Raw genomic sequence first — 20,975 nt, forward strand, 5'->3', positions numbered from 1 at the left:
TAACAATGACAAAAGCTGATATAGTAGCTAAAATTTCTGATAAATTAGGAATTGAAAAAGGAGATGTTCAAGCAACAGTTGAAACATTTATGGAAGAAGTTAAATCTTCACTAGAAGGAGGAGATAATGTATACCTAAGAGGTTTTGGAAGTTTTATCGTAAAGACAAGAGCAGAAAAAACTGGACGTAACATTTCAAAAAACACAACAATAAAGATACCAGCACACAATATTCCTGCATTTAAACCTGCAAAAGTATTTGTTGAAGGTGTTAAGACCAACGTTGAGGTCAATTAAGACATTAAAAAGAAATATTAATTTAAAAAATACTTATTTATGCCAAGTGGTAAAAAAAGAAAAAGACATAAGGTCGCGACGCACAAGCGTAAGAAACGTAGACGCGCTAATCGTCACAAAAAGAAATAAATTGAGAAAGTAGTTTTTTAACTACTTTTTCGATTTTTAAAAACAACGTTCTTTGATATAAAATTCATGAGTTTTCATTACGTTAACCTTCGTAATGCGTGGATTTACTGGATTAAACATCCTGTGTCAAATAAATTATCCATCTGTTTTGAAATGAATCAAAATAGATTAAAATTAACAAAATGGAAAAAGAATTGATTATAAGATCGAGTTCTGATATTGTTGATTTTGCCTTATTAAAAGATGGAAAACTTATCGAGTTACACAAAGATGAAGATGATAACAACTTTGCCGTTGGTGATATATTTATTGCCAAAATACGTAAAGCTGTTCCTGGTCTAAATGCTGCATTTGTAAATGTAGGTTATGAAAAAGATGCTTTTTTGCATTATCATGATTTAGGACCAAAATTACCTTCCCTTTTAAAATTCGTTAAACGTGTAAGCGCAGGTAGACATACCGATTTTTTACTGAAAAATTTTCAGTTTGAGAAAGATATTGATAAAAACGGAAGCATAGCTAACGCTTTAAAATCAAATCAATCTCTATTAGTACAAATTGTAAAAGAACCAATTTCAACCAAAGGTCCTCGTATTAGTAGCGAGTTATCTATTGCTGGTCGTTATATTGTTTTAGTGCCATTTTCTGATCGAATTTCAATCTCTCAAAAGATTGAGTCTAAAGAAGAAAAAGAACGTTTAAAACGTTTGGTAAGAAGCATAACGCCTAAAGGTTTTGGAGTTATAATTCGTACGGTCGCAGAAGGCAAAAAAGTTGCCGAACTCGACAAAGATTTACAGAATTTGCTGAATAGATGGACAGCAATGTGTAGAAAATTAAATAAAGCACATCATCCTAGTAAGGTGTTGAGTGAAATGAACAAAGCCTCTTCTATTTTAAGAGATATCTTTGACGATTCATTCTCAAGTATTACAATAGATGACGAAGTGCTTTATGGACAGATTAAAGATTACGTGCAAGAAATTGCACCTGCTAAAGAATCAATTGTGAAGCTGTATAAAAATGGCGTGCCACTTTATGAAAAGTATGGTATTGAACGTCAAATTAAAACATCTTTCGGTCGCACAGTCTCCATGGCAAAAGGAGCCTATTTGGTAATTGAACATACCGAAGCGATGCATGTTGTTGATGTCAATAGTGGTAATCGTTCTAACAAAGAAAAGAATCAAGAAGACACTGCTTTAGAAGTCAATCTGATCTCTGCTTCAGAAATTGCTCGTCAGTTACGTTTACGTGATATGGGAGGAATTATTGTTGTTGATTTTATTGACATGGGAAGAGCAGAGAATCGAAAAAAATTGTACAATCATCTTCGTGACGAAATGAATGATGATAAGGCAAAACATAAAATTTTGCCACCTAGTAAGTTTGGTTTGATACAAATTACCAGACAACGTGTTCGCCCAGAACGCAACATTAAAACTAAAGAAGAAAATCCTAATGGTATTGCAGGTAGTGAAATTGAAGCACCAATTAAAGTGATTCAAAACATTACGCAAGACCTAGAAAGGCTTTTCAAAAAAGACTATAAGAAGATAACGCTTAATGCGCATCCATTTATAGCAGCCTTTATAACCAAAGGGTTTCCATCAGTACGTTCTAAATGGTTTTTAGAACACAAAAAATGGGTAAAAGTTTTACCTAGAGATGCTTACACATATCTTGAATACCACTTTATTGATAAAGATGGTAAGGAAATCAAATAATATCTAAAACCCCTTTCACATTATGTGGAAGGGGTTTTTGTTTTTAAAAGCTTTTATGATTATTAAGGCGCAGGATTTGGAATCTCTGCATGAACCTCATTAATGGCTTTGAGAACTTCATCACTTAGTGTAATGTCAATACTATCAATATTTTCTTCTAACTGCTCTAATGAGGTTGCGCCAATTATATTACTCGTCATAAACGGTCTGTCTGTTACAAACGCTAATGACATTTGAGCCAAAGTCATATTGTTATCTTCAGCAATTTTTAAATAACGTTTTGTAGCTTCAGTTGCTTTGCCTCCACTATATCTTGCAAACCTTGGGAAGAGCTTTAACCTAGCGTTATCACCTTCAATACCTTTAATATATTTACCAGATAGCACACCAAATGCCATTGGAGAATAAGCTAATAAACCAATCTCTTCTCGAATTGCAATTTCTGCCATATCACCTTCAAATACTCTATTCAATAAATTGTATGCATTTTGAATGGTAATCATTCTTGGTAATTCATTCTTGGTAGATTCTTCTAAGTAGCGCATAGTTCCCCAAGCTTTCTCATTTGAGATTCCAACTTTTCGTATTTTTCCAGACTTGACAATCTCATCTAGATTATGCAACACCTCATTAAAATTATCTGTCCAAGGGTCTTTTGAACTATGACTATAATCTCTAACACCAAATGTATTTGTATCGCGTTCTGGCCAATGCAGTTGATACAAATCAATGTAATCCGTCTTTAATCGCTTTAAACTCTTGTCTACAGCATCGTTAAGCGCTTCTTTGCTAAAACCATTAGTTCTAATGTGAGCAGTATAATCGCCTGGTCCAGCAATTTTTGTAGCTAAGACTACTTTATCTCTATTTCCACTTTTTTCAAACCAATTACCAATAATACGTTCGGTTTCGGCATACGTTTCTGCAGTTGCAGGAACGGGATATAACTCTGCAACATCAAAGAAATTAACGCCTTTGTCTAAGGCTAAATCCATTTGAGCAAAACCTTCATCTTGGGTGTTTTGATTTCCCCAAGTCATAGTACCTAAGCATATTTTACTAACTTTTATATCAGTTTTAGGAAGTGTTGTATATCTCATTTTGGTTTGGTTTAAAGAAGTGTAAAGATAAGAAGACCTTTCAGCTTTATAAAAACTGAAAGGTCTAAATCTATGTTAAGTTTCGACTTACAACTCATTTAAGAGCTTTGAAATCTCATCGAGTTTTGGTGTCAAAATGACTTCAATACGACGATTTTGGGCTTTGCCTTCGGAATTGTCATTACTAGCAACTGGAGCAAATTCACCTCGACCAGCAGCTGTTAAATTTTCTGGATTGATTGACTCGTTTTCTCTTAAAATGTTTACAATAGCAGTAGCACGCTTAGCTGATAAATCCCAGTTACCACTTAATTGTGCGTTGCCTTTATACGGCACATCATCTGTATGTCCTTCAATTAAAATAGCAATTTCAGGATTTTCAGCCAGAACTTCACCTAATTTTTTTACAGCTTGTTTTCCGTTAGATCCAACAGCCCAACTACCAGATTCAAAAAGTAGTTTGTTCTCCATAGATACATACACCTTTCCGTTACGTTGTTCAACGGTTAAGCCATTACCTTCAAAGTTGGTTAAAGCTTTTGATATGGCATCTTTTAACTTTGTCATGGCAGCATCTTTAGAAGCTATCACGTTTTCTAGTTCAGCTACACGTTGAGAACGTGCTTCTAATTCTGCTTTCAATTTATCAAGTCTTGCATTTTCTGCGGCTAAAGCCAGTTCCTTTGCTTCAAGTTGAGCTAGTAACTCACGATTCTTTTTAGAGTTTTCTGCAATTGATGCAGAACTATTCTTTTCTAAAGCATCATAAGAAGCATTTAGATTGTCAAGATTTGCTTTTGTTGCATTATAATCTCCTTGTAATTTATTGCGCTGTTCTAAGGCTTGGTCATAATCTGACTGCAGTTTAGTTAGATCATTTTTAGCTTTGTTTAAAGCGGTTTCTAAATCTTGATTGTTATCAGATAACTTTCGATTTTCTTTTTTTAATTCTGCATATTTATCCTCCAAATCTGTATATATTTTTTTAGACACACATGAGGTTGTTAGAATTAAAGTTAGTGCTATTAATGACAATTTTTTAAGCATAGGTTGTAGTATTAGGTTGTTGATTTGTTTAAATTTTAGTTTTCAATTTCAATTAAAATCGGACAGTGGTCACTATGTACCGCTTCCGAAAGTATAACGCTTCGTTTGATGTTTTCTTGTAATGGCTTACTAGCCATAGCATAATCTAGTCGCCAACCTTTGTTGTTTGCTCTAGAATTTGCTCTATAACTCCACCAGCTGTATTCTTGTTTTTCAGGATGTAAAAATCGAAACGAATCTATAAATCCACTATCGATAAAGTTTCCAAGCCATTCACGTTCTTCTGGTAAAAAACCAGAAACACCTTTCATTTTCGGGTTGTGAATGTCCATCGCCTCATGACAAATATTATAATCACCTAGAACCACGAGGTTAGGTAAATCTTTTCGCAAGTCATTTAAATACTGATGAATCATATCCATATACTCAAACTTATGAGCCAATCTCGCATCATTTGTCCCAGAAGGTAAGTACATACTCATCACAGATAGACCATCAAAGTCTGCTCTTATATTTCGACCTTCGAAATCCATAGAGGCAATACCTGTTCCGTATTCTACATGTTTTGGTTCAATTTTACTTAAAATGGCAACACCACTGTAACCTTTTTTTTGGGCACTAAACCAATAATTATACTTGTAACCAGCATTTTCTATAGCTTCAATATCAACCTGCTCTTTCATGGCTTTGATTTCTTGTAAGCAAATCACATCTGGATTTGCGCTTGTAAGCCAATCGATAAAGCCCTTTTTCATCGCTGCTCTTATTCCATTAACATTGTATGAGATGATTTTCATTCTGAAATTTTAAGATTTCAGCTAAATTAAATAATACTGTACTTTTACACTATTATTTTAAGGAGGTTTTAACCATAAAATAATTTCTGTCTTTAGAAGTTTATATACTAAATGAAAATTGCTATTTCACTTATCTGTTTTATTATGGGTTGCTCTGCATTTGCGCAAGAGCCAATCTCTAATTATAGGACTAAAAAAGTAGCGGTTAGAGATTCCATAAAAGTGGATACTGTTAGTATCAATACCAACAGTTTTATTTTGAGACGAAAGGATAATACAATTATTGATTCATCTTATTATCGCGTTGATTTTTCAAAAGCGTTATTGACCTTCAAAAAACTTGTTGATACAGATTCAATTGTAATCGACTATTTAAGGTATCCTGATTTTATTACCAAAAAGTATTTTCAATTAGATGAACGTATCATTGTTGAAAACACAGACAATCTTCAGCGTTTATACAAGCTTAATCAATCAAATGTGCAACGTTCCTATTTGCCTTTTGATGGATTGAGTACATCAGGTAGTATATCTCGTGGTGTTACTATTGGAAATAATCAAAATTCAGTTTTGAATAGTGAATTAGATTTGCAAATCTCTGGAAAGTTAAGTGATAAGGTATCTCTTAGAGCTTCTATTCAAGATGCAAATATCCCATTACAAGAAAGTGGATACTCTCAGAGGTTAGATGAATTTGATCAGGTATTTATTGAACTCTTTAGTGATACTTGGAATATAAGAGCTGGAGATATCGACTTAATAAACGACAACAGTTATTTTGCGTCGTTTACAAAACGTGTTCAAGGGTTGTTTGTAAATGTAGATTTTGATAAAGAAGAATCTAAAACTAACGTATTTGCGGCTGGAGCTTTAGTAAGAGGTCAATTTACAAGTAGCCAATTTACAGCTCAAGAAGGCAATCAAGGACCTTATAAACTAAGTGGACCAAATAGTGAGTTGTATGTATTGATTGTCTCTGGAAGTGAAACCGTTTATGTGAATGGAATTGCTATTGAGCGTGGTGAAAACAAGGATTATATTATCGATTATAATGCTGGCGAGATTATTTTCAATTCTACATTTCCAATTACTTCTGAAATGAGAATTACTGTCGACTACCAGTTTAGCGAACGTAATTTCTCTCGTTTCACTGTTTTTGGAGGTGGAAATTATGAAACGGAAAAACTCAAATTAGGAGTTTCATTATATTCTGAAGTCGATTCGAAAAACCAGCCTTTGCAACAAAATTTATCTTCAGATCAAGTCGATATTCTTTCTGATGCAGGTGATGATCAATCTCAAATGGTTGCGCCTTCTGATGTTTCTGAGTCGTTTGATGAGAATCGTATTTTATACCGAAAGGATATTGTTGGAGGAGAAGAAATCTTTGTATTTTCTAATAATCCAGAAGACGATTTGTTTAGTGTTAGGTTCACACAAGTTGGCATCAATCAAGGAAACTATATCATCGTAAATAGCAATGCCATTAGTAATATTTTTGAATACATTCCACCAGTAGGAGGTGTTCTTCAAGGAAGTTACGAACCAATTGTGCAATTGATTGCACCTGTGAAATTGCAGGTTGCTGTTGTTAATGGTACGTACAAACCTACTGAAAGAACAGATATTTTATTTGAATTGGCTGGAAGTAGAAACGATTTAAATTTGTATTCTGATATAGATGATAGTGATAATGACGGTTTTGCAGGGAAATTAACTGTAAGACAGCAAATCGTTAAAACAGATAGCTTATGGAACTTGAACGCATATGCTGATGGAGATATCATACAGAAGGATTTTAGAACTATAGAACGTTTATATAGACCTGAATTTAATCGTGATTGGAATTTAGAAGATCCACTCGGAAATCAAACTTTATTGTCTTCAGGATTAGAATTATTACATCCAGAAAAAGGAATAGCCAATTACAAATTTGAACATTTAAATTTCTCTGAAAACTTTAATGGTAATCGTCATAACCTTATGGCAAGTCTTAGATTGAATCAATTTAATGTGTATTCAACATCTAGTTACCTAAGCAATAGAAGTAGTGCCTCACAATCTACATTTTTACGTTCTTTTAATCGTGTTGTTTACAATTTTAAAAAGCAATGGGTAGGAACAAAACTGGCTATGGAAGATAATGAGCAGCGCTTAAAATCTAACGATTCATTAACCAATTTAAGTCAGCGATTTACATCATATGAAGTTTTTACTGGAATAGGAGATAGCACAAAAGTTTTTGTTGAGGTTGGTTATATCAAGAGAGTTAATGACAGTTTGAGATTAAATCGTATTGAAAAAGTAAATAGTTCTAACACTTACTATTTAAAATCTCGGATCATTAAAAACATAAATACAGACCTGGCTATCTTCGCTAATTATAGACGACTTAAACAAGAAGACCCAGATTTAGAAGAAGACCAGTCTTTAAACTCAAGATTAAATTTTAATCAAAAATTGTTCAAAAATCTAATCATTTGGAATACGGTTTTTGAAACCAATTCAGGAACCTTGCCTCGACAAGATTTCACCTATGTTGAAGTTGAACCAGGTCAAGGCGCTTATACTTGGATTGATTACAATGAAAATGGAATACAGGAACTCGATGAATTTGAACTGGCTCAATTCGCTGACGAAGGTAGTTTTATTCGTGTTTTACTGCCAAATCAAATCTTTGTTAGAACACATCAAAACAGATTCAGTCAGACCTTAACTATTAATCCGCAACAGTGGTCAACTTCTGAGAATAAAACCAAAAAACTCTGGTCGCATTTTTATAACCAAACCTCATATTTGATCGATAGAAAAGATCAAAGACAAGGCAATACATTTGATTTAAATCCATTTTCTACAAATGAAGAAAATCAATTAGCACTTAATAAAAGTGTTAGAAATGTATTGTTTTATAACAGAGGAAAACAACATTATACAACGTCATATACATTTTTGAATAATACCAATAGGTCAGTATTATCAACAGGGTTTCAAGAGAATAAATTGCAAAGTCATCAACTTCAATTTAATCACAAATTTGCAAAGAGTTGGCTTTTTAATTTTGAATCTAGTTTAGAATTTAATGAAAGTATAAATGAGAATTTTGTATCTCGAAATTATAATTTAGAGCAAATACGTTTCGAACCAAAGCTGTCTTATATATTTAATGAAAATGCACGCTTTGCAATATTCTATCAGTATACCACTAAGGATAATACTGTTGGTGATATGGAAGGCTTATTACAGAATAATTTAGGATTATCATTTACCTATAACAATGCTCAAAAAATTGCTTTAACTGGTGAAGTCAATTACTTCAAAAATGAATATGATGGCAATCCAAATACACCTGTTGCTTATCAAATTTTAGAAGGCCTTCAACCAGGAAATAACTTTACATGGAGTTTATTGGCACAAAAGAAACTGACTAAATTTTTAGATTTAAACTTAAATTACTTCGGAAGAAAAACAGAAACAAGTAAAACTATTCACACGGGAACTGTTCAGTTAAAAGCTTATTTTTAACGATTTGTAACTTTCGTCACATATCAACTACGTTTTTTTTATACCTTTGCCAAGTATGCAAAAACTGTTTGCCATAACATTTTCTTTTTTGATTCTTTTTCAAAGTTTCAATGTTGGTGCTGAAGATTTATCCAAAATCAGCGTCTTATTTGAGCATGCACAATTCCATCAGGAAACCTATGGCGATACTTTTTATCAGTTTTTAGCAGAACATTATGGTGAACGTGTAGCCGACCATGAAACCAATCATGATGAACACGAAGATTTACCCTTTAAGCATCAACATCAAAGTTGTTCTCATGTTAGTATTGCTTTTATGGTTCAAACCATTACATTCGATTTAAGTTGCGAGCCATTTATAGAGATTCCTTTTAATTTTTTCTACAAAGAATCTACTTCTTTATTCGAAAAATCATCTATTTTTCAACCACCAAAATTAGCTTAATTTATTAGTATCAATTTTTAAAAGTCCACATTATTACTATCATTAAGTGGAATTATTAATGCTTTTTACAATGAATTATGTTAGAATACATCATTAAATTCAGCTTACGAAATAAGCTGATTATTTTCCTTTTTACTGCCTTTATTTTTGGTTTTGGGATTTTTTCGCTAACTCAAATCCCAATTGGCGCAGTACCTGATATTACCAATAATCAAGTACAGGTAATTACCACATCTAGAAATTTGTCTACCCAAGATGTAGAGCAATTTATTACCTATCCTGTAGAGTTAGAAATGGCTAATTTACCGGGAGTTGAAGAGATTCGATCCATTTCGAAATTTGGATTATCAGTGGTTACTATTGTTTTCGATGACGATTTAGGGACGTATTTACCTCGACAACTTATTGCCGAAAAGATCAAATCGGCTTCAGAACAAATTCCAGAAGGTTTTGGCTCGCCTGAAATGGGTCCTATTACTACAGGTTTGGGTGAGATTTACCAATACATTTTAGATGTAAAACCTGGTTATGAAGACAAATACACCACAACCGATTTACGTACCATCCAAGATTGGATTGTAAAACGTCAACTTTCTGGAATTTCTGGAGTAGTTGAAGTCAATACTTGGGGAGGGTTTTTAAAACAATACGAAGTAGCTATCAATCCAAATAAGTTAACTGCTATGAATATCTCTATTGCAGAAATTTACGATGCTTTAGAAAAAAACAACAGTGTTTCTGGTGGTGGTTATATAGAAAAAAATAACAAAGCCTTTTTTATTCGTGGAGAAGGTTTGGTTACTTCATTACAAGATATTGAAAGGATTGTTGTGAAAAATGATGGCACACCAATTTACATTAAAGATGTTGCGAAGGTTGGCTTTGGTAGCGCTACACGATTTGGAGCAATAACAGGAAATGGTGAAGGTGAAAAAGTGTTAGGGCAAATCATGATGCTTAGAGATGGTAACTCTAAAGAGGTAATTGATGCTGTAAAAGAGCGCGTTGCATCTATACAAAATACATTACCAGAAGGCGTTTATATTAACGGATTTTTAGAACGAAGCGAACTTATTGCAAAAACTACTTTTACGGTTGCCGAAAACCTAATATTAGGATCTTTAATTGTCATTTTCGTAGTGGTTTTACTTCTAGGTAATTGGCGTTCTGGTTTAGTAATTGCTTCCGTTATTCCGTTAAGTTTATTATTTGCTATTATCCTAATGCGTCAATTTGGAGTAGATGCCAATTTAATGAGTTTAGGTGCCATCGATTTTGGAATTATCATTGATGGAGCAGTAATTATTGTAGAGTTTATTGCGTTCCAAATTATGTCCAAATCTGCACACCTTTCAGGAATAAGCAAAAACGAAAAACAAGCAGAAATTGATCAAATAACACTTAAAAGCGCTTCAAAAATGATGAATTCTGCAATTTTTGGGCAATTAATCATCTTAATTGTGTTTATTCCAATTCTGTCTTTAAGTGGTATTGAAGGCAAAATGTTTAAACCTATGGCAATGACATTTAGCTTTGCCTTAATTGGAGCCATGATTTTGTGCTTAACGTATGTTCCCGTCGTGTCTTCATTGTTTTTAAAACCTAGTAAACAGTCTGCGAAAAACATTTCTGTTAGATTAATGAATTTTCTAAATAAAGCTTATCAACCAATTATTAATTGGGCTTTATCTAACAAAAGAATAGTAGTTGTTCTTTCAGCTATTTTGCTTGCGTCTAGTATTTGGATTTTTAGTAGAATGGGAGGCGAATTTATTCCCACTTTAGATGAAGGTGACTTTGCTATTCAACCCGTTTTAAAAACAGGAACATCTCTTGGGAAGACTATAGAAATAACAACGCGAATAGAACAAATTTTATTAGATAATTTTCCAGAAGTAGATCAAGTAGTTACACGAATTGGAGCCGCAGAAGTACCAACAGATCCTATGTCTATGGAGGAAAGTGATGTTATTGTTAAACTCAAACCTAAAGCAGAATGGACTTCGGCAAGTAGTAAAGATGAATTAGCTGATAAATTTAAAGAAGCCTTAGCAGTGATACCTGGTATGGAGGTCGAGTTTACGCAACCTATTGAAATGAGATTTAATGAACTTATCACTGGTGTTAGAGCAGATGTTGCAATTAAGATTTTTGGTGAAGATTTAACTGTCCTAGCAAATAAAGCAGATGAGATTAAAGCACTCATTGATAATGTAGAAGGTGCTGCAGATATTACAGTAGAAAAAGTTGAAGGTTTGCCGCAAATGAGTGTGAAATTTAATAGAAGTAAAATTGCTCGTTACGGACTTAATATTTCAGATTTAAATAAAATCATTTCTATGGGATTTGCAGGTGAGTCTGTCGGTAGTGTGTTTGAAGGAGAAAAACGTTTTGATTTGGTGATGCGTTTAGACCAAGACAATAGAAAGGATCTAGAAAGTTTACAAAATTTATATGTCGATACACCTAGTGGAAATAAGATTCCGCTTAGTGAATTGGCAGATATCACCTATACAACTGGTCCTGCTCAAATATCGAGAGATGACACTAAACGTCGCATTGTCGTTGGAATTAATGTTAGAAATAGAGATCTGCAATCGGTTGTAAATGATGTGCAGGAAATTATTGAAAGCAAGCTCAAGCTTCCCGTGGGTTACAACATTACTTATGGTGGACAATTTGAAAATCTGCAAAGTGCAAAAGATCGATTGTTAGTTGCTGTTCCAGTGGCTTTGGTATTAATATTTATACTGCTTTATTTCGCATTTAATTCTATTAAAGAAGCCTTAATTGTTTACTCTGCCATTCCGCTTTCTGCTGTTGGTGGTATACTATTATTGTGGCTAAGAGATTTGCCTTTTAGTATTTCTGCTGGAGTTGGTTTTATTGCCTTGTTTGGAATTGCAGTACTAAACGGAATTGTATTAATCGAGCATTTTAAAGAACTAAAAGCTGAGGGTATTTCAAACATTGAAGAACGTATTAAAAAAGGAACAGTTGAACGTTTACGTCCTGTGTTATTAACAGCAGCAGCGGCAGCTTTAGGGTTTTTGCCTATGGCTATTTCTACAAATGCTGGAGCAGAAGTACAACGTCCTTTAGCCACTGTAGTTATTGGTGGATTAGTTACTGCAACCTTACTGACCTTAGTAGTTTTGCCTGTTTTATATGCCTGGTTTGAAGAAAAAAAAGAACTTAAAATGAATAAGAAAACTATAGTACCTGTGGTTATATTGCTTTTAACGTTTAATGTTCAAGCACAAAATAAACCATTAAATATCGAACAGGCTTTAGAATTAGCTATTGAAAATAACGCGAATTTAAAAGCAGAAAACTTAAAAATTGACCAATCTAACGCATTAGTTGGTTCTGCTTTCACTTTTGATAAAACTAATATTTATTATAATTATGACGAAAGCAATCTGGCTATAAACAATGAGCCTTTAAAAGTTTTTGGCATCTCGCAAGACTTTAAATTCCCAACGGTTTATTTCGCTGAAAAAAAATTGAACCAATCTAAAGTAGGTTTACAGGAAGCTAATTTCAGCTTGCAGTTACAGCAAATTAAAAAACAGGTTTATGCTATTTATTACCAATTAAGTTATGCTAAAAACAAAGCAGAAAATTATAAATATTTAGATAGCTTGTATCAGGATTTTGCAAAAAAGGCAAAACGTCGTTTTGAGTTAGGCGAAACTAATTATTTGGAAATGATTACGGCGCAATCCAAACAAAAACAGTTGGAAACACTTTATAAACAGTCACTTCAAGATGTAATTTTATATCGAGAGCAGCTTAAGAAAATCGTGCAAGTAGATTCTATTACCATTGAAGATGGATTACTATTGAAGCTAGAAGTAGATAATTTATCTACCCAACAAAATGTGGGTTTATCGATTTTTGATGCCTCAATTAATTACCAAAAAGCACAAACCAAACTAGAGAGGCAAAGCCTGTATCCAGATTTAAATGCAGAATACTTTCAAGGCACTAACAGTGGCTTAAATGATAATATAAAAGGGTATCAACTGGGTATTAAGATTCCAATTTTGTTTGGTGGACAGCGCTCTAAAATTAAGGCAGCCAAAATTGCTCAAGAAATAGTTATAGAACAAAAACAAGATTATCAAGCTAAACTGAATGCAGAATACCAATCTTTATTGGCGAAACTTCAGCAGTATGAAGAAGCCATACAATATTATGAAACACAAGGGGAAACGCTTTCTGAAGAGATTATAAAAACAGCAAATAGAACCTTTAAAGAAGGTGAAATTGATTTCTTTCAATACATTCAAAGCTTAGAAACAGCTAAAGATATTCAACTTGATTATTTAGAGCAATTAAACCAATACAATCAAACAGTTATCACAATCAATCATTTAATTTTATAAAGATGAAAAACATATATATCCTATTATTTTCAATGGTTTTAATAGCCTGTGGAAGTTCAGATAAAAAAGTAGAAACAACACCAGAAGCAGAAGCACATGATGAAGGTTTAACTATAACTAAAGCCCAATTTGAAGGCGAAAAAATGGCTTTCGGGACGTTAGCCGAATACAGTTTTAATGATATCGTAAAAGTAAATGGAATGATAGATGTGCCACCACACAACAAATCTAGTGTTACAACATTTATAGGTGGCTATATTACCAAAACACCATTATTAATTGGAGATAGAGTAAAAAAAGGACAGCTTTTAGTTACTCTTAAAAATCCGGAGTTTGTTGAGATTCAGCAAAATTACCTTGAGGTTGCTGAGCAATTAAATTACTTGAAATCTGAGTTTACCAGACAAAAAACATTGTTTGATGAAAAAATCACTTCTGAAAAAAACTATTTAAAAGCAGAGAGTGTGTACAAAAGCAACTTAGCACATTACAATGGATTGCGTAAAAAATTGCAAATGATGAATCTTAATCCAAATAATGTTGAGCAAGGACGCATTTCTACAACCATAAATCTATATGCACCAATGAATGGCCATATTACTAAGGTTAACGTTAGCAATGGAACTTATGTGTCGCCAAGTGATGTTATTATGGAAATTGTTGATATTGATCATATTCATTTAGAATTATCTGTGTTTGAAAAGGACATAATGAAAGTGAAAAAAGATCAGAAAATACTGTTTAAAATCCCTGAAGCTTCAGATAAAACCTTTGAAGCAGAAGTACATTTAGTGGGTACCACAATTGACGAACAAACAAGACGTGTAAAAGTACATGGACATGTTGATAATGATAAAGAAAACTTTATCGTAGGTATGTTTGTGGATGCAGATATTATTATTAAAAGCAGAAAAAATATTGGACTTCCAAAAGAAGCAGTGATTGAAATTGGTGATGAGGCTTATGTTTTGGTTTTAGAAGAACAACATGGTGACGAATTTCATTTAGAAAAAGTAAAATTAGAGATTGGTTTTAAAACTGAAACAAGCGTTGAAGTTTTAAATAGTGAAGAACTAAAAGACAAACAAATCTTAGTTAAAGGAAACAGCATGCTTTTAAATGATAGCGAAGGTGGACATGCACATTAGGTGTTAAATTTTTAGACAACCTTTTTACTAGGATTGTATCTTTAATTTTTAAAAGGAATTACGGTTAATTACAATGTATTATAAAAAAACTCCCAAGTAATTACTTGGGAGTTTTTTACAAGATTCCTGTTTGGACAAGAATTTATTATTTCATTTTTTGAAGCCAATGTTTTACATCTACTTCTTTTTTGATGATCTCACGTAAATCTTCAATCTTGACACGTTGCTGTTCCATAGTATCTCTATGACGAATGGTAACCATGTTGTCTTCTAATGTATCGTGATCTACAGTAATACAAAACGGAGTTCCGTTAGCATCTTGACGTCTATAACGTTTTCCTACAGTGTCTTTTTCTTCATAAACTAGATTGAAATCCCATTTTAAATCATCTACAATTTGTTTAGCGATTTCTGGTAAGCCATCTTTTGCAATTAGAGGAAATATTGCTGCTTTAGTTGGAGCTAAAACTGCAGGTAATTTTAAAACTGTTCTTACGCTACCATCTTCTAGAGTTTCATCTTCTAGAGCATTTGAAAATACGGCTAAGAACATACGATCTAAACCAATTGACGTTTCTAAAACATAAGGTGTATAACTTGCTTTTTCTTCTTGATCAAAATACTGTAGTTTTTTGCCAGAGAACTCCTCATGTTGTTTTAAATCAAAATCGGTACGTGAGTGAATTCCTTCTAATTCTTTAAACCCAAATGGGAATTTAAATTCTATATCTGTTGCAGCATCTGCATAATGGGCTAATTTTTCATGATCATGAAAACGGTAATTATCTTGTCCCATTCCTAAAGACAGATGCCATTTCATACGAGTTTCTTTCCAGTGTTCAAACCATTCTTTTTGAGTGCCAGGTTTGATAAAGAATTGCATTTCCATTTGTTCAAATTCACGCATTCTAAAAATAAACTGTCTTGCAACGATTTCATTTCTAAACGCTTTTCCTGTTTGAGCAATTCCGAATGGAATTTTCATACGTCCAGATTTTTGAACGTTCAAGAAATTGACGAAAATACCTTGAGCTGTTTCTGGACGTAAGTATAAGTCCATTGCGCTTTCTGCACTGGCACCAAGTTTGGTTCCAAACATCAAATTAAATTGCTTAACATCTGTCCAGTTTCTAGAACCAGATAAAGGGTCGGCAATTTCCAGTTCTTCAATCAGCGCTTTTACATCTGCTAAATCTTCCTTTTCTAGAGATTGACCTAAGCGTTTAAGAATAGTGCTTATCTTTTCTTGATAACCTACAACTCTTCCATTAGTGCTTAAAAACTCTTCTTTATTGAAAGCGTCTCCAAAGCGTTTTGCAGCTTTTTTGACTTCTTTTTCAATTTTATTTTCAATTTTAGCACAATAATCTTCCACTAAAACATCTGCACGATATCTCTTTTTCGAATCTTTATTGTCAATTAAAGGATCGCTAAAGGCATCTACATGACCAGATGCTTTCCAAGTTGTTGGATGCATAAATATTGCAGTATCAATACCTACAATATTATCATTCATTTGCACCATGGCTTTCCACCAATAGTCACGGATATTTTTTTTGAGTTCTGCTCCATTCTGAGCATAATCATAAACTGCGCTTAATCCATCATAGATTTCGCTACTTTGAAATACGTAACCATACTCTTTTGCATGAGAGATTACTTTTTTAAATTGATCTTCGTTTGCCATAGTGCAAAAATAAAAAACCGCTCCAATTTATAGAGCGGTTTTTAATAAATTATGTTGTGTTATTTAATTTAATTTTACTTCAGTGCTTCCTAGTTTACGGTCTTTATTAAAAACATTAATAAAATAGGTGCCTTCAGTAAGTGGTTTTTCATCTGCATCTGCCTTAATGTCTACACAAATATCAATGACTTCATTATGGTAATCCACTATTTTTTTAGAGCTATATATTAAAGAAGAATTCCCGAAAACAATAGCGCCTTTATCAGCTACAACATTATTTTGTGGATTAACAATTTGAATATAGATTTCTTTTTCTCCTTGTTCGGTTAATGAATTTTCAGCCAAAGTAAAACACACTTCGATATGATCAACCTTTTTAGCTCTCTTAGATGCACGTTTTTTACCAAGAATTTTTGTGAACGATTTAGCATCAAATGAATTTGCAGTTAGTAGAGCGCCTTTTTCTAAACTTCTATTAAGGTTTTCATTTGCTTTTAATAAAGTCACGTTTGCTCTACGCTGTACTTCTAATTCATTGTAAGCAACTATTTTGTCTTCTTCAAGACTTTGGTTTGCCAAATCTAGAGAGTCAATTGCAGTGAATAAGGATTTATTCTTAAGTTTTAAACTGTAAAGTTGTTGTTTGAATCTTGAAATAACAGAAAGATCACTTCGAAGCATACTAAGAGAGTCTAAAACGAGTCTAGTATCTTTTTTAGCAACTACCAGTTGTGATGCGATTATATCATTTGAAATAGAAACTTCGTCATATCTTGTTATCATTTGTGATAACTCACTTTCTACTAGTTTCTTTTCTTGTTCTAAAAATTGTTGATGCGTTTTAATGGATTGATAATTAGTGAAACTAAAAACGCCTAAAACTGTAACAGCAACTATTAATGAACCAATAATTAATCTATAGTTAAATAATTGAGGGTTAACTATCATTATTAATTTTGTTATTTTACTTTGCGAAACTAGAGAATATGATCACAATAATTTATTTTAATCGATGAAATGGTAATAAATTTGTTAAACTTATTTTTTCCAAAGGTTTGTTTGGCCTGTCAAAACCATTTGACCGACAATGAACTACATGTTTGCACAACGTGTAGACATCAATTACCACTAACAAATTTTCATTTTGACAGTTCTAATGCTGTACATAAAATGGTGTATGGTCGTGTAAAACTTGTAGAAGCTACAGCGCTTTTGCATTTCTCTAAAAAAGGAATTGTTCAACAACTCATGCATAATTTAAAATATAGAGGTCATGAAGTTATTGGTCAGTTCTTGGGCGAATGGTTAGGAGAGGAGCTTAAAAATTCTGATTCCTATAAAACTATAGATGTTGTTGTACCAGTTCCATTGCATAAATCAAAACAAAAACAGAGAGGATATAATCAAGTAGATAAATTTGGAAGAGCTTTAGCAATTGCCTTAAATGCAGATTATAATTCAAGTACACTAGTTAAGCTGTCAGCAACAAAAACGCAAGTGTTTAAAGATCGATTGAAACGAAGTTCAAACATTGAAGCAAATTTTACAATATCTGAACAAGAAACTTTAAAGCACAAACATATTTTACTAGTTGATGATATTATAACAACAGGAGCAACAATAGAAGCATGTGCTAATGCACTTTTTACAATAGAAGGGATAAAACTTAGTCTAGCAACAATGGCAATCACAGATTAGAAGTTTATCTAGTGTCAAAAGGACGTTAATTGTTTTGGCTATGGTTGAAATAGTTGTTAATTTGTTCAAAATTTAGAATTCATAATGCGTATTAAATGGTTTAAGATTTTAGTTTTAGTGTTAAGTATAGGTATGCTTTCTACTTGTGCTAATAGAGGTAGGCCTTCTGGTGGAGAAATAGATATTGAACCACCATTAATTACAAAAGTAGTCCCAGAAAATTTCTCAACAAATTTCAAAGGGAATGAGATCCGTATATATTTCAATGAGTTTATCAAGGTGAAGAATATGCAAAAGCAGCTTATTATTTCACCTCCAATGGACACAGAACCTACAATTACTCCTTTAGGTGCAGCAAGTAAGTATATTAAGATTATTATAAATGATACGCTTGAAGATAATACTACTTACGCCTTCAATTTTGGTCAAAGTATTGTTGATAATAACGAAGAAAATCCTTACGATTATTACAGGTATGTGTTTTCTACAGGAGATATTATTGATTCACTTTCTGTGAAAGGTACAATTATGGATGCTGAAAAATTGAAGCCTGATACTTTCGTTTCTGTGATGTTATATGAACTAGATTCTACCTATACAGATTCAACAGTTTACAAACAGAAACCAAAATACATTACTAATACGCTAGATAGTTTAACAAACTTTAGTATTGAAAACATTAAAGAAGGACAGTATAAAATTATTGCGCTTAAAGATGAGAATGGAAACTTTACTTATCAGCAAAAAAGTGATAAAATTGGGTTCTATGAAGGTGTTGTTTCAGTTCCGACAGATTCAAGTTATACCTTAAAGTTATTCAAAGAAGTGTTGGATTTTGATATCAAAAGACCCAAACAAATTGCTGGTCAGAAAATTGCTTTTGGATATGAAGGTGATTATGAAGATATGGAAATTGAATTGTTAGGCGACACACCTGAGGGCTTTGAAAAAAGAATTACAAAAGACAAAATAAAAGACTCTTTATACTATTGGTACAAGCCGAAGATTGAAATAGATTCTGCTTTTTTTGTTATTACTAAAAAAACGTTTGTAGATACCTTAATGCATAAATTTAGAGATATCGACAAAGATTCATTGGTGATAAGAGCTTTTCAGTCTGGAAGCATAAACTTTACAGAAGACTTTATGCTTGAAGGGACAGTTCCTTTTGTGAAAATTGATGAAAAGCAAGTCACCATTTTAGATAAAGATTCTATTAACGTTCCGTTTACGACAAGCTTTGATGAGCTTAAGAATATTTACAGTTTTAAATTTGAAAAGAAAGAATCAGACAAGTATAATATTCAATTGTTACCAAACACATTTGAAGACTTCTTTGGTAATGTTAATGACACCTTGAATTATGCTTTAAGAACAAAAAACTTTGCAGATTATACCAATATACGAGTTCGATTAGAAAATGCTGTGTATCCTGTTATTGTGCAACTTACAACAGAAAAAGGAGAAGTTAAATACGAGCAATTTGCAACAGAAGAACAATTGTTTGACTTTAAAAATTTGGATCCAAGTATGTATTACATTCGTGTGATTTATGACACTAATGGCAATCAAAAATGGGATTCAGGAAATTTCTTATTACAAAAACAACCAGAACGTGTTAGTTATGCGAAAGGCCTGATTGATGGGCGAGCAGGTTGGGATTATCCAGAAGAAGTGTTTAAATTAGATTAAAATTATCTTTATCATTTAAGAATCCTAGTTTCTTTCTATAGGTTTCGACATGAGCTTTATTTAGGGTTACAATTTCAATAGCTTCTTTATCATATGGAATGGTGTCCATTCGTTTTCCTAATGCATCATAAGCTGCTGAATGTCCAGAATATTCAAAATTATTTGCATCAAGACCAACGCGATTAATTCCTATGCAGTAGCTCATGTTTTCAATAGCACGAGCTTGTAATAAAGCATCCCAAGCACTAACTCTTACTTTTGGCCAATTAGCCACGTAAAATAAAAGATCATAATTTTCAGTATTTCTAGCCCAAACAGGAAAACGTAAATCATAACAGATTAAAGGCTTGATTTTCCAGCCTTCAAAATCAATAATTACATTATGGTGACCTGCTTTAAAAACTTTGTGTTCGCCTGCCAATGTAAAAGTGTGACGTTTGTCATAACAATCTATTTCTCCATTTGGATGAACAAATACCAAGCGGTTAAAGAAAGTGTCACCTACTTTTATGATAAGACTTCCAGTAATTGCCGCATCCTTTTCTTTGGATAGGTCTTTCATCCAAGCTATGGTTTCGCCTGTCATGGTTTCTGCAACTTGATCGGCATTCATTGTAAATCCAGATGTAAACATTTCTGGCAATATGATAATATCTACAGACTCAGATATTTCGGCTATTTTAGAACTAAAATTATGTCTGTTTTGTTCTGGGTTTTCCCAAACTAAATTTGATTGCACTAAGGCAATCTTTAATTCGTTTTTCATGTGTTTAATTATATTGTTTTTTAACGGTCACATGCTGTTCGCTATTAATAATTTCTTTGGGTGATTAAACAGTTTTAGTATGCTCGTTTCATGTACTAAATTTACAAATTTTAGATATAAAAAAAATCTATTTCAGTTATCAATGTTATAACTGAAATAGATGATGTATTATTTAAATACGTAGTTTAAACTTTCCTTTTTGCTCTTTTTAGATCTTCCTGGTAACCTTCAAGTTTTTTTAACCATTTAGCTTCTTGTTTAGGAGATAGTTTGCCTTTTCGTTTAAGTCTATCGTATTTTTTTTGAGAGCTCTTTAATCTTTTGGTTGCACTATCAAGTCTGTCTTGATCTCTTTTTTGAGCTTTTTCGGCTTTATTCTTTCCTTTTTCTAGTTTTTTCGCCTCTTTACTTGAAACATTCTCTTTTAGTTTAAGAGTTTCAGCAATCGTCTTTCCTTCTTTTTTAACGTCTTGAGCATTTAGAGAAATGCTAAACATAAGTACGAAGATTAGGATAATATATTTCATTAC

Annotated in this window: 15 protein-coding genes; 8 read left to right on the top strand and 7 right to left on the bottom strand. The window is 32.7% G+C overall.

What is annotated here, in order from left to right; translation table 11 throughout:
- Nucleotides 1–5: 5 nt before the first annotated feature.
- Entirely contained in the window at nucleotides 6–296 is a 291-nt protein-coding gene (locus tag RH81_RS09045) for an HU family DNA-binding protein (RefSeq protein WP_028870804.1), read from the top strand.
- A 311-nt stretch (nucleotides 297–607) separates the two neighbouring features.
- A complete protein-coding gene (locus RH81_RS09050; RefSeq protein ID WP_033959834.1) occupies nucleotides 608–2,152 on the top strand; it encodes an Rne/Rng family ribonuclease in 1,545 nt (514 codons plus the stop codon).
- 62 nt (nucleotides 2,153–2,214) lie between these two features.
- On the opposite strand, the gene RH81_RS09055 is transcribed toward RH81_RS09050, so the two are convergent.
- The 3 genes from RH81_RS09055 to RH81_RS09065 form a co-directional block, all read right to left on the bottom strand.
- The gene (locus tag RH81_RS09055) at nucleotides 2,215–3,252 is read right to left on the bottom strand and encodes an aldo/keto reductase (RefSeq protein WP_033959835.1); all 1,038 of its coding nucleotides are present in this window, start codon (nucleotides 3,250–3,252) and stop codon (nucleotides 2,215–2,217) included.
- Between the two features lie 87 nt (nucleotides 3,253–3,339).
- Nucleotides 3,340–4,299, bottom strand: coding sequence for an OmpA family protein (locus RH81_RS09060; protein ID WP_033959836.1), 960 nt, complete (start codon nucleotides 4,297–4,299; stop codon nucleotides 3,340–3,342).
- A 35-nt stretch (nucleotides 4,300–4,334) separates the two neighbouring features.
- A complete protein-coding gene (locus RH81_RS09065; RefSeq protein WP_033959837.1) occupies nucleotides 4,335–5,096 on the bottom strand; it encodes an exodeoxyribonuclease III in 762 nt (253 codons plus the stop codon).
- Between the two features lie 111 nt (nucleotides 5,097–5,207).
- Between RH81_RS09065 and RH81_RS09070 the strand changes: the two genes are divergently transcribed.
- The 4 genes from RH81_RS09070 (at nucleotide 5,208) to RH81_RS09085 (ending at nucleotide 14,602) form a co-directional block, all read left to right on the top strand.
- The gene (locus RH81_RS09070; RefSeq protein WP_033959838.1) at nucleotides 5,208–8,618 is read left to right on the top strand and encodes a hypothetical protein; all 3,411 of its coding nucleotides are present in this window, start codon (nucleotides 5,208–5,210) and stop codon (nucleotides 8,616–8,618) included.
- Between the two features lie 55 nt (nucleotides 8,619–8,673).
- Nucleotides 8,674–9,063 carry a hypothetical protein gene (locus RH81_RS09075; RefSeq protein WP_033959840.1) on the top strand — a complete coding sequence of 130 codons (390 nt, stop codon included), beginning with the start codon at nucleotides 8,674–8,676 and terminating at the stop codon, nucleotides 9,061–9,063.
- 77 nt (nucleotides 9,064–9,140) lie between these two features.
- On the top strand, nucleotides 9,141–13,454 hold the full coding sequence (locus tag RH81_RS09080; protein WP_033959841.1) for a CusA/CzcA family heavy metal efflux RND transporter: 4,314 nt from the start codon (nucleotides 9,141–9,143) through the stop codon (nucleotides 13,452–13,454).
- A gap of 2 nt (nucleotides 13,455–13,456) precedes the next feature.
- Nucleotides 13,457–14,602, top strand: coding sequence for an efflux RND transporter periplasmic adaptor subunit (locus RH81_RS09085; protein WP_033959843.1), 1,146 nt, complete (start codon nucleotides 13,457–13,459; stop codon nucleotides 14,600–14,602).
- Between the two features lie 145 nt (nucleotides 14,603–14,747).
- Here RH81_RS09085 and RH81_RS09090 read toward each other — a convergent pair whose 3' ends face one another.
- Both RH81_RS09090 and RH81_RS09095 read right to left on the bottom strand, forming a co-directional pair.
- On the bottom strand, nucleotides 14,748–16,289 hold the full coding sequence (locus RH81_RS09090; protein WP_033959844.1) for a glycine--tRNA ligase: 1,542 nt from the start codon (nucleotides 16,287–16,289) through the stop codon (nucleotides 14,748–14,750).
- Nucleotides 16,290–16,352: 63 nt separating this feature from the next.
- The gene (locus RH81_RS09095; protein ID WP_033959846.1) at nucleotides 16,353–17,237 is read right to left on the bottom strand and encodes a hypothetical protein; all 885 of its coding nucleotides are present in this window, start codon (nucleotides 17,235–17,237) and stop codon (nucleotides 16,353–16,355) included.
- A gap of 69 nt (nucleotides 17,238–17,306) precedes the next feature.
- On the opposite strand from RH81_RS09095, the gene RH81_RS09100 reads away from it, so the two are divergent.
- Together RH81_RS09100 and RH81_RS09105 are read left to right on the top strand one after the other, a co-directional pair.
- Nucleotides 17,307–17,987 carry a ComF family protein gene (locus RH81_RS09100; protein ID WP_033959847.1) on the top strand — a complete coding sequence of 227 codons (681 nt, stop codon included), beginning with the start codon at nucleotides 17,307–17,309 and terminating at the stop codon, nucleotides 17,985–17,987.
- An 84-nt stretch (nucleotides 17,988–18,071) separates the two neighbouring features.
- A complete protein-coding gene (locus RH81_RS09105; protein ID WP_033959848.1) occupies nucleotides 18,072–19,679 on the top strand; it encodes an Ig-like domain-containing domain in 1,608 nt (535 codons plus the stop codon).
- On the opposite strand, the gene RH81_RS09110 is transcribed toward RH81_RS09105, so the two are convergent.
- Entirely contained in the window at nucleotides 19,666–20,445 is a 780-nt protein-coding gene (locus RH81_RS09110) for an amidohydrolase (protein ID WP_033959849.1), read from the bottom strand. The two genes, RH81_RS09105 and RH81_RS09110, sit on opposite strands and share 14 nt — an antisense overlap.
- Nucleotides 20,446–20,630: 185 nt before the next feature.
- On the bottom strand, nucleotides 20,631–20,972 hold the full coding sequence (locus tag RH81_RS09115) for a hypothetical protein (protein ID WP_152604812.1): 342 nt from the start codon (nucleotides 20,970–20,972) through the stop codon (nucleotides 20,631–20,633).
- Between the last annotated feature and the right edge of the window lie 3 nt (nucleotides 20,973–20,975).

Source organism: Psychroserpens jangbogonensis, assembly GCF_000797465.1.
Classification (GTDB): domain Bacteria; phylum Bacteroidota; class Bacteroidia; order Flavobacteriales; family Flavobacteriaceae; genus Psychroserpens; species Psychroserpens jangbogonensis.

What these genes read in the sequence shown, in the direction of transcription:
- RH81_RS09050 (WP_033959834.1), top strand. Translation starts at nt 608, where the DNA reads ATGGAAAAAGAATTGATTATAAGATCGAGTTCTGATATTGTTGATTTT.
- RH81_RS09090 (WP_033959844.1), bottom strand. Translation starts at nt 16,289, where the DNA reads ATGGCAAACGAAGATCAATTTAAAAAAGTAATCTCTCATGCAAAAGAG.
- RH81_RS09110 (WP_033959849.1), bottom strand. Translation starts at nt 20,445, where the DNA reads ATGAAAAACGAATTAAAGATTGCCTTAGTGCAATCAAATTTAGTTTGG.
- RH81_RS09055 (WP_033959835.1), bottom strand. Translation starts at nt 3,252, where the DNA reads ATGAGATATACAACACTTCCTAAAACTGATATAAAAGTTAGTAAAATA.
- RH81_RS09100 (WP_033959847.1), top strand. Translation starts at nt 17,307, where the DNA reads ATGGTAATAAATTTGTTAAACTTATTTTTTCCAAAGGTTTGTTTGGCC.
- RH81_RS09095 (WP_033959846.1), bottom strand. Translation starts at nt 17,237, where the DNA reads ATGATAGTTAACCCTCAATTATTTAACTATAGATTAATTATTGGTTCA.
- RH81_RS09065 (WP_033959837.1), bottom strand. Translation starts at nt 5,096, where the DNA reads ATGAAAATCATCTCATACAATGTTAATGGAATAAGAGCAGCGATGAAA.
- RH81_RS09070 (WP_033959838.1), top strand. Translation starts at nt 5,208, where the DNA reads ATGAAAATTGCTATTTCACTTATCTGTTTTATTATGGGTTGCTCTGCA.
- RH81_RS09075 (WP_033959840.1), top strand. Translation starts at nt 8,674, where the DNA reads ATGCAAAAACTGTTTGCCATAACATTTTCTTTTTTGATTCTTTTTCAA.
- RH81_RS09060 (WP_033959836.1), bottom strand. Translation starts at nt 4,299, where the DNA reads ATGCTTAAAAAATTGTCATTAATAGCACTAACTTTAATTCTAACAACC.
- RH81_RS09115 (WP_152604812.1), bottom strand. Translation starts at nt 20,972, where the DNA reads ATGAAATATATTATCCTAATCTTCGTACTTATGTTTAGCATTTCTCTA.
- RH81_RS09105 (WP_033959848.1), top strand. Translation starts at nt 18,072, where the DNA reads ATGCGTATTAAATGGTTTAAGATTTTAGTTTTAGTGTTAAGTATAGGT.
- RH81_RS09045 (WP_028870804.1), top strand. Translation starts at nt 6, where the DNA reads ATGACAAAAGCTGATATAGTAGCTAAAATTTCTGATAAATTAGGAATT.
- RH81_RS09080 (WP_033959841.1), top strand. Translation starts at nt 9,141, where the DNA reads ATGTTAGAATACATCATTAAATTCAGCTTACGAAATAAGCTGATTATT.
- RH81_RS09085 (WP_033959843.1), top strand. Translation starts at nt 13,457, where the DNA reads ATGAAAAACATATATATCCTATTATTTTCAATGGTTTTAATAGCCTGT.